The following is an 8,648-nucleotide window of genomic DNA, read 5'->3' as shown; positions in this document are numbered from 1 at the left end:
GTCGGCCATCCCCGCCGGCCCCTCGGCCCGGTAGCGGTCGGACCACTTCTTGGCGGTCCGCGCGGAGACCATGAACATTGTCGCGGCCGCGGTGTGGGTCCAGCCGTGCTCGACGACGAGTTGAGCGAGCCGCAGCCGGGCGCGCGGGGTCAGAGCGGCGTTAGCGTGGGACACGAAGGCCTCCGGTGGGTGAAGCGGTTCCTCGACAGCTCCACTTCACAACCGGAGGCCTTCGTCTGTCAGCCAGACTCACCGCCCCCGGACGGGACAACCTCCCTGGACATCACACCTAGTCACACGGCCGGGGCGGCCCCGGGACCGCCGGGGTTCTAGTCTCGGCGCCATGGCCTCGGTACGGGTGTTCGTCGCGCGGATGGCCGGCCTGGCCGTCTACGGCCCGGACGGCGAGCGGATCGGCAAGGTCCGCGACGTCGTGGTGTCGCTGCGCGTGGACAGCCATCCGCCGCGGGTGCTGGGCCTGGTCGTGGACCTGTCCGCGCGCCGCAGCGTCTTCGTGCCGATGCTGCGGGTCGCCGACATCGCCCCGACCGCGGTGACGCTGGCCAGCGGCTCGGTGAGCCTGCGCTCGTTCGACCAGCGCCCCAACGAGACCCGGGTGCTCGGCCAGCTGCTGAACTCCCCTGCGACGGTGCGCGAGAACGGGACCGAGGGCTCGGTCGTCGACGTCGCGATCGAGCCGAGCCGGACCCGGGACTGGGTGATCACCAAGGTGGCGCTGCGGTTCCGGCGGACCCGGCTGGCGCGCAGGCCACGGGTCGAGGTGTACGGCTGGGAGGCCGTGTCCGGGCTCGACGTCGCCGCCGCGCAGGGTGCGGACCGGCTGCTCGCGGTCTTCGACTCGATGCGCCCGGCCGACGTCGCCGCGGCGCTGTCGCGGCTGCCCGACGACCGGCAGCGGCACGTCGTCGACGCACTGGACGACGAGCGGCTCGCCGACGTGTTCGAGGAGCTGTCCGAGTCCGACCAGCGCGAGCTGCTCGGCTACCTCGACGACGACCGCGCCGCCGACGTCCTGGAGGCGATGAGCCCGGACGACGCGGCGGACCTGCTCGGCGAGCTCGACGACGACGAGGCCGGGCGGCTGCTGGAGCTCATGGAGCCCGACGAGTCCGAACCCGTGCGCCGCCTGATGCGCTACGAGTGGGACACCGCGGGCGGCCTGATGACCCCGGAGCCGATCACCCTGGCGCCGGACGTGACCGTCGCCGAGGCGCTCGCCCGGGTGCGCAACCCGGAGGTGCCGCCGGCCCTGGCCTCGATGGTGTTCGTCGTCCGCCCGCCGACGGCGACCCCGACCGGGCGCTACCTGGGCTGCGTGCACGCCCAGCAGCTGCTGCGGGCGGCGCCGTTCGAGCTGGTCGCGGGCATGGTCGACGCCGACCTGCCGCAGCTGGGCCCCGAGGCGGGGCTCGGCGAGGTGACCCGCTACTTCGCCAGCTACAACCTGGTGGCGGGCCCGGTCGTCGACGCCGAGGACCACCTGCTGGGCGCGGTCACCGTCGACGACGTGCTGGACCACCTGCTGCCCCAGGGCTGGCGCGACCGCGACCTCGCCCCGGGCGAGGTGCACGGCTCGGTACCGGCCGCCCACGGCAGTGCCGGCCGCACGCACGGCGGGGCGGTGCACGGTGCCTGAGCCGGGGATCGGTCGGCGGCTGGACCAGCCGCGCGTCGGGCGCCGCCGGTTCGAGGTGGACCCGGACGGGTTCGCCCGGTTCTCCGAGCGGATCGCCCGGTTCCTCGGGACGGGCCGCTTCCTCGCCATCCAGACGGTGATCGTCGTCGTGTGGATCGCACTGAACCTGGTCGCCTGGTCGATCCAGTGGGACCCGTACCCGTTCATCCTGCTGAACCTGGCGTTCTCCACCCAGGCCGCGTACGCCGCGCCGCTGATCCTGCTCGCCCAGAACCGGCAGGACGACCGGGACCGGATCGCGCTGGACGAGGACCGCAGGCGCGCCGAGCGGACGAAGGCCGACACCGAGTTCCTCGCCCGCGAGCTGGCGGCGCTGCGCCTGGCCGTCGGGGAGACCGCGAGCCGGGACTACCTGCGCGGCGAGCTGGAGAAGCTGGGCGACCGGCTCGACGACGCCGTGGCCCGCAGCCGTGGGGAGGACGTCCCGGACGAGCCGGGCGCCCGGAAGAAGATGCGCAAGAAGGAACGCTGAGCGCTCAGGGGATCAGGCGGCCCATGATGCGTTCGAGCGCGGCGAGGTCCTCCGCGTCGAGCCGCTCCACGAAGTGCGCCCGGACTCCGCGCAGGTGGGTGACCGCGGCGGTGCGCAGGCGCTCGTAGCCGGTGTCGGTGAGCCGGGCGGTGACCCCGCGGCCGTCGTCGGCGACCTTGGCCCTGGCGACGAGCCCGATCCGCTCCAGGCGGTCGACGAGCCGGGTCACCCCGGAACGCGAGAGCAGCACGGCGTCGGCCAGCTCGGTCATCCGCAGCCGGTGCTCGGGGGCCTCGGACAGCTGGACGAGCACGTCGTAGGCGGCCAGGGAGAGCTCCTGCTCGCTCTCCAGCTCGGCCTCGAGCCGTCGGGTGATGCCCGCGTGCGCGCGCAGGAAGCTGCGCCACGACGCGAGCTCGGCCGGGGTCGGGACCACGCGCCGGCGCACCGGGTGCTCGCGCGTCGGGGTGCCGGTCGTGTCGTCCATCGCAAGAATGCTAGAGACACCCGGACCACCTCGTCAGCGCGGAGGTGCCGCGTGACACCGCCGGTGACCCGGAGACCCCGGAACAGCCCACGTAGCATGGGGTGACGCGAGAGGAAAGAGGTCGTAGGAGCTCATGTCCGTCACCAGCAGCACCAGCACCGTCGTCGAGGCCGTGCGCGCCGCCCTCGGCACCGTCGAGGACCCGGAGATCCACAAGCCGATCACCGAGCTGGGGATGGTCAAGAGCGTCGACGTCTCCGCCGACGGCCTCGCCCACGTCGGGGTCTACCTGACCGTCGCGGGCTGCCCGATGCGGGAGACGATCACCTCCCGCGTCACCGAGGCCGTCTCGAAGGTCCCCGGCGTCGAGCAGGTCGAGGTCGAGCTCGACGTCATGAGCGACGAGCAGCGCACCCAGCTGCGTCGTTCGCTGCGCGGCGACGCCGACGAGCCCGTGATCCCCTTCGCCCAGCCCGGCTCGCTGACCCGCGTGTTCTGCGTGGCGTCCGGCAAGGGCGGCGTCGGCAAGTCCTCGGTCACCGTCAACCTGGCCGCGGCCATGGCACGGCGCGGGCTGAAGGTCGGCGTGGTCGACGCCGACATCTACGGCCACTCGGTCCCGCGCATGATCGGCGCCGCGGACCGGCCGACCAAGATCGAGAACATGATCATGCCGCCGCAGTCGCACGGCGTGAAGGTCATCTCGATCGGCATGTTCACCGACGGCAACACTCCCGTCGTCTGGCGCGGCCCGATGCTGCACCGCGCGCTGCAGCAGTTCCTGGCCGACGTGTTCTGGGGCGACCTGGACGTGCTGCTGCTCGACCTGCCCCCGGGCACCGGTGACGTCGCCATCTCGACCGCCCAGCTCGTGCCGAACGCCGAGCTGCTGGTCGTCACCACCCCGCAGCAGGCCGCCGCCGAGGTCGCCGAGCGGGCCGGGTCGATCTCCACCCAGACCCGCCAGCGCCTGGCCGGGGTCGTGGAGAACATGTCCTGGATGGAGATGCCCGACGGCTCGCGCAACGAGATCTTCGGCTCGGGCGGCGGGCAGACCGTCGCGGACTCGCTGAGCCGCACGGTCGGCACCACGGTGCCGCTGCTGGGTCAGATCCCGCTCGACGTCGCGCTGCGCGAGGGCGGCGACGCCGGCACCCCGATCGTGCTCGGGAAGCCGGAGTCGGCGGCGGCGCAGGCCCTCGACGCGATCGCGGAGAAGCTGACCGTGAAGGCCCGCGGCCTGGCCGGGATGAGCCTGAACATCTCGCCCGTCGGGCGCTGACCCGCACACCCTCCGACACCACGAGGCCCCGCACACCCGACCGGTGTGCGGGGCCTCGTCCGTCCCCCGGGGCGGGTCTCAGGACAGCGCGTCGTTCAGCGCCTTGGTCCAGAGCGCGAGGCCCTCGTCGACCTGCTCGGAGGTCACGACCAGCGCCGGGATCATCCGGACGACGTTGCCGTGGACACCGCAGGTCAGCAGCAGCAGACCCTGCGCGGCGGCCGCGGCGTGCACCGTCGCGGCGGTGGCGCCGTCGGGCTTGCCGTCGGCGTCGACGAACTCGATCCCGATCATGAGTCCGCGGCCGCGGACGTCGCCGATGGCGGCGATCCCCTGCGCGGCGTCCCGGACCCCGGCGAGGAGCTTCTCGCCCTGCACCCGGGCGTTCTCGACCAGCCCCTCGCCCTGCACGACCTCGAGGGTCGCGAGCGCGGCGGCGCAGGCGACGGCGTTCCCGCCGTAGGTGCCGCCCTGCGAGCCGGGCCACGCCTTCTCCATCAGGGCCTTGGGCGCGGCGATGGCCGAGAGCGGGAAGCCGGACGCGAGCCCCTTGGCCGTGACGATGATGTCCGGGACGAGTCCCTCGGCGTGCTGGTGCCCCCAGAACTTCCCGGTGCGGCCGTAGCCGGTCTGCACCTCGTCGGCGATCAGCAGGATGCCGTGCCGGTCGGCACGCTCGCGCAGCCCCTGCAGGAACGCGGGCGGGGTCGGGACGTAGCCGCCCTCGCCGAGTACCGGCTCGACGATGAACGCGGCGACGTCGGACGCCGGCGCGGTGCTCGCCAGCTGGCGATCGAGCTCGGACAGGGCGAACGCGACGGCCTGCTCCTCGGACCAGCCGTAGCGGTAGGCGTAGGGGAAGGGTGCGAACGCGACCCCACCCATCATCGGGCCGATCCCGGCCCGGATCTTCGCCCCGGAGGTGGTGAGCGCCGCGGCACCCATGGTGCGGCCGTGGAAGCCGCCGTCGAACGCGACGATCAGCTGCCGGCCGGTGGCCTGGCGGGCCAGCCGCACCGACGCCTCGACGGCCTCGGAACCGGAGTTGGTGAAGAACACCGAGTCGATGCCCTCGGGGAGCACCTCGCCCATCCGCTCGACCAGCGCCAGCAGTGGCTGGTGCATCACGGTCGTGTACTGCCCGTGGATCAGCGTGGCCACCTGCTCCTGCGCCGCCGCGACGACCCTCGGGTGGCAGTGCCCGGTGGAGGTGACGCCGATGCCGGCGGTGAAGTCGAGGTGGCGGCGCCCATCGGTGTCGTACAGGTAGACGCCCTCACCGCGGGCGGCCTGGACCGGGGTGGCCTGCTTGAGCAGCGGGGACAGCTGTGCCATGGGTTCGCAGCTCCTGGTGCGTCGAGGGTGGTGCGTCTCAGGTTGTCGAGTTGTCGACAATCCTAGGGAAACACGGGTGGGTGGGTCCGGGCAAGGGTCGACCGGGGCCGCCTCTGCTCTGCTCACCGATACGCATCAGGCACCCGGGGCGACCCGGCGCTGCGGTCCCGGACGGGCCCGCGTCGCGGGCGGACAGCCGTCGTCGGCGGCGTCGAGATGCAGCTCAGCGGGAGTTGTCGATCTCCACCGCCCGCTGGGCTGCATCTCGGCGCACGCGCGACACGGGTGGCCGGCCCGCCGTGACGCCACCCGGCGCCGGTGCAGGGCCGGTGCTGCGTATCGGTGAGCAGAGCAAAGGGACGAGCGAAGAACCCCCTCATCCCGGACGCAGCAAAGAGGAAAACCCTGGTCAGGCCAGCAGGGCGGCGATCACCAGCAGCACCGGGACGGCGACGACCGTCGAGGCCAGGGCCACGTCGCGGGCCAGCGGGACGGCGCGGTCGTACCGCACGGCGTAGCCGAAGACGTTCTGCGCGGTGGGCAGGGCGGCCAGCACCACCGCGGCGAGCAGCGCCGGGCCGGTCAGACCGAGCACCCCCGCGGCGAAGGCCCAGGCGATCACCGGGTGCGCCACGTTCTTGATCGCGACAGCGGTCCACACCGAGATCGCGGTCTCCCCCGTCCCGGGGCGGCGGGCGCCGTGCAGGGAGATGCCGAACGCGAGCAGCATGGCGGGCACTGCGAGGTCGGCGAGCAGCTCGATCGGGGCGGTCACCGGCTCCGGCAGGACGACGCCCGTCGCGGAGACGGTCAGCCCGGCGGCGGTGGCGATCGCGATCGGGTTGCGCAGCGGGGCGAACGCGACCCGGACCCACCCGGGCCGCTCGCCGCGGCCGTCGCCGGGCAGGACGTCCATCAGGGTCGTGAACAGCGGGGTCAGGATCGCGAGCTGGAACAGCAGCACGGGGGCGACGGCGGCGGAGTCGCCGAGCACGTAGGTCGCGATCGGGATGCCGAGGTTGCCCGCGTTGACGTAGCCGGACGCCATCGACCCGACGACGACCTCGCCGGCCGGGCGCCGACGGAGCAGCGCGAGCGGCACGAGGAGCAGGCAGGCCGCGGTGCTGGTGACCGCGGTGACGACCAGCCCCGAGGACAGCACGGCACCGACGTCGGAGTGGCTGAGGGTGGTGAACAGCAGCGCGGGCGTCGCGACGAAGAAGGCGGTGCGGGCGAGGACCTTCGAGCCCTGGTCACCGAGCAGGCGTCCGCGGCCGAGGACGTACCCGACGGTCACGACGACGCCGATGACCAGGAAACCCTCGAGAACGCCCACCACGTGCCGACATGTTACGTATGCGAACTAGTCCCCAGGTTGTCCGGCGGTGCGGTTCACAGGTGCGCTCAGGCCGCGCCGGGCATCGCGGCGAGGATGCGGCTGACGGCGTCGTCCATGTGCGCGGCGAGCCGGTCGAGCAGCAGCTCGGTGCGGCCGTCGCGCAGGGCGTCGCGCAGCAGTTCGTGCTCGGCGAGCAGCGCGCGGGCGGGCGGGGCGGTCTGCTGGAACGCGGCGAGACACATCCGGGTCTCGACGAGGAGCCCCTCGGTCATCCTGCGCAGCCGCGGGCTCCCCGAGGCGGCGACGAGCGCGGCGTGGAAGTCGTGGTCGGCGTCGGCGAGCGCGACGGCGTCACCCGCCTCGGCCGCGGCGGCCATCACCCCGAGCGGGATCTCCAGCGCGACGACGGCGGCGGCCCGGTCACCTTCCAGCACCTTCAGCGCCGCGGCCCGCTCGACGGCGGTGCGCGCCAGGTAGACGTCGCGGACGTCGTCGGGACCGAGCTCGCGCACGAACAGGCCGCGATGGCGTTCACTGCGCAGCAGCCCCTCGGCGACCAGCCGCTGCATCGCCTCCCGCAGCGGGCCGCGGCTCACCCCGAGCCGGTTCGCGAGGTCCACCTCGCCGAGCTGGGTGCCCGGCGCGAACGTGCCGCGCATGATCGCGGCACGGATCCGGTCGGCGACGATCTCCGCGGTGGAGCGCCGGCTCACCGGCTCGAGCTCCGAGACGTCCAGGCCCACGACTCACCCTCTCCGGAACAGTGTCCCCAGGCCGGGACGGTCGATGTCGGCCCCGGCCAGGCGCAGGCCCTGCCAGATGCTCACCTGGTTCGCGGTCAGCACCGGCCTGCCCACCCGCGCCTCCAGCGCGTCGAGCACGTCCACGGTGTGCAGCGCGGTGTCGGGCAGCAGCACCGCGTCGGCGCCGGGCGCGTCCGAGGCCACCGCGGCGGCGAAGTCCAGCACGGTCTCCGGCGGCAGCGTCCCGACCTCGGCGGCGGTGATGATGTCGCGGGCGGACAACGTGTGCACCGAGATGTCGTGGTGGGTCAGGAAATGCACGAAGGCGCCGGCGACGTCGGGCGGGTAGGTCGCCCCGACCGCCACCGAGCCGATCCCGAGCCGTCGACAGGCGTCGACGAAGGCGAACGACGTGCTCGACGTCGGCACACCCGACACCCGTTCCAGCGCCGCGACCTGCCGGGCGGCACCGTCGGGGCCGAAGATGAACGACCCCGAGGTGCAGGCCCAGACGACCGCGTCCAGCGGGCCCGCCTCCGCGGCGACCCGGCGTGCACCCTCGGCGAGGACCTCGTCGCCGCCGATGGCGAGCAGCGCGTCCTCGCGGTGGGCGTCGGTGGCCATCTCGGTGTGGACGAGGGCGAGCCGGCTGCCGTCGGCCAGCAGCTTCTCGGCGCGCGGGTAGTCGTCCTCGGCGGAGAAGCCCGGGTAGAGGAATCCGACCGTGCTCATGTTGTCGACAATCCTACAGAGACCGGGGTCACCGCAAGGGTCAGGACGCCCGCGAGTAGACGAGCCGCTCCCCCACGCTGCCTGCGCGCCACACGTCGTGACAGGCCGTCGCCATCGCGTCGAGACCGTCGACGATGGTGGCGAAGACGTTGCCCGGCACCCAGCCGACGTCGCCGTTGAGCAGCAGGTTGTTGCGCCCGTAGAAGATCGCGAGGTCGATCCCGCCCTCGGCGGCGTCGATGCCCTGATCGTCCTTGAACGCGCTGTCGAGCATCCCGCCGTGGAAGTCGAAGTAGCAGACGTCGCCCGGGATGGGGGTGACCGTCGGGTTCTCCTGCCCGATCCGCGGGCCGAACCGCGGGACGATCGTGTAGACCTCGTTGCGGGCGTACTTGGCGTGCTGCGCGTCGCCGCCCTGCGGGCCGTCCGCCAGCGCCTCCCAGACCGCCGCGGCGGTGCGGGGCGCCTCGGTCTCCAGCAGTGCCGCGGTACAGGCGACGCCCCGCTTCGCGAGCTCGATCCTGATCAGCTTCGTCATCCG

Annotated in this window: 10 protein-coding genes; 3 read left to right on the top strand and 7 right to left on the bottom strand. The window is 73.2% G+C overall.

The annotated features are described in order from the left end of the window. Nucleotides 1-174 (bottom strand): leucine zipper domain-containing protein (locus FVA95_RS08365; RefSeq protein WP_149662471.1); only part of this gene is annotated, 174 nt, incomplete at its 3' end. A gap of 169 nt (nucleotides 175-343) precedes the next feature. Here FVA95_RS08365 and FVA95_RS08360 point away from each other — a divergent pair. Further along, on the top strand, nucleotides 344-1,657 hold the full coding sequence (locus FVA95_RS08360; protein ID WP_240051345.1) for a magnesium transporter MgtE N-terminal domain-containing protein: 1,314 nt from the start codon (nucleotides 344-346) through the stop codon (nucleotides 1,655-1,657). Next, nucleotides 1,650-2,189 carry a DUF1003 domain-containing protein gene (locus FVA95_RS08355; protein WP_240051344.1) on the top strand — a complete coding sequence of 180 codons (540 nt, stop codon included), beginning with the start codon at nucleotides 1,650-1,652 and terminating at the stop codon, nucleotides 2,187-2,189. Before FVA95_RS08360 ends, FVA95_RS08355 begins: the two co-directional genes overlap by 8 nt. Nucleotides 2,190-2,193: 4 nt before the next feature. Here FVA95_RS08355 and FVA95_RS08350 read toward each other — a convergent pair whose 3' ends face one another. Then, nucleotides 2,194-2,676: a MarR family winged helix-turn-helix transcriptional regulator gene (locus FVA95_RS08350; RefSeq protein WP_149663683.1), complete on the bottom strand. Its 483-nt coding sequence runs from the start codon at nucleotides 2,674-2,676 to the stop codon at nucleotides 2,194-2,196. Nucleotides 2,677-2,809: 133 nt separating this feature from the next. On the opposite strand from FVA95_RS08350, the gene FVA95_RS08345 reads away from it, so the two are divergent. Continuing rightward, on the top strand, nucleotides 2,810-3,958 hold the full coding sequence (locus tag FVA95_RS08345; RefSeq protein ID WP_149663682.1) for an Mrp/NBP35 family ATP-binding protein: 1,149 nt from the start codon (nucleotides 2,810-2,812) through the stop codon (nucleotides 3,956-3,958). Between the two features lie 78 nt (nucleotides 3,959-4,036). Here FVA95_RS08345 and FVA95_RS08340 read toward each other — a convergent pair whose 3' ends face one another. The 5 genes from FVA95_RS08340 to FVA95_RS08320 all read right to left on the bottom strand — a co-directional run bounded on the left by FVA95_RS08340 (nucleotide 4,037) and on the right by FVA95_RS08320 (nucleotide 8,645). Continuing rightward, entirely contained in the window at nucleotides 4,037-5,293 is a 1,257-nt protein-coding gene (locus tag FVA95_RS08340) for an aspartate aminotransferase family protein (protein ID WP_149663681.1), read from the bottom strand. 409 nt (nucleotides 5,294-5,702) lie between these two features. Then, a complete protein-coding gene (locus FVA95_RS08335) occupies nucleotides 5,703-6,632 on the bottom strand; it encodes an AEC family transporter (RefSeq protein ID WP_149663680.1) in 930 nt (309 codons plus the stop codon). 65 nt (nucleotides 6,633-6,697) lie between these two features. Then, complete coding sequence (locus tag FVA95_RS08330; protein ID WP_369804865.1) at nucleotides 6,698-7,369, bottom strand: GntR family transcriptional regulator; 672 nt, start codon at nucleotides 7,367-7,369, stop codon at nucleotides 6,698-6,700. Between the two features lie 9 nt (nucleotides 7,370-7,378). After that, complete coding sequence (locus FVA95_RS08325; protein ID WP_149663679.1) at nucleotides 7,379-8,107, bottom strand: maleate cis-trans isomerase; 729 nt, start codon at nucleotides 8,105-8,107, stop codon at nucleotides 7,379-7,381. 40 nt (nucleotides 8,108-8,147) lie between these two features. Further along, on the bottom strand, nucleotides 8,148-8,645 hold the full coding sequence (locus FVA95_RS08320; RefSeq protein WP_020624324.1) for a DUF3830 family protein: 498 nt from the start codon (nucleotides 8,643-8,645) through the stop codon (nucleotides 8,148-8,150). Nucleotides 8,646-8,648 lie beyond the last annotated feature (3 nt).

The organism is Pseudonocardia sp. EV170527-09 (assembly GCF_008369905.1).
GTDB lineage: Bacteria > Actinomycetota > Actinomycetes > Mycobacteriales > Pseudonocardiaceae > Pseudonocardia.
Note: the sequence above shows the minus strand (reverse complement) of the source record. Positions and strands in the feature narration are given on the sequence as shown.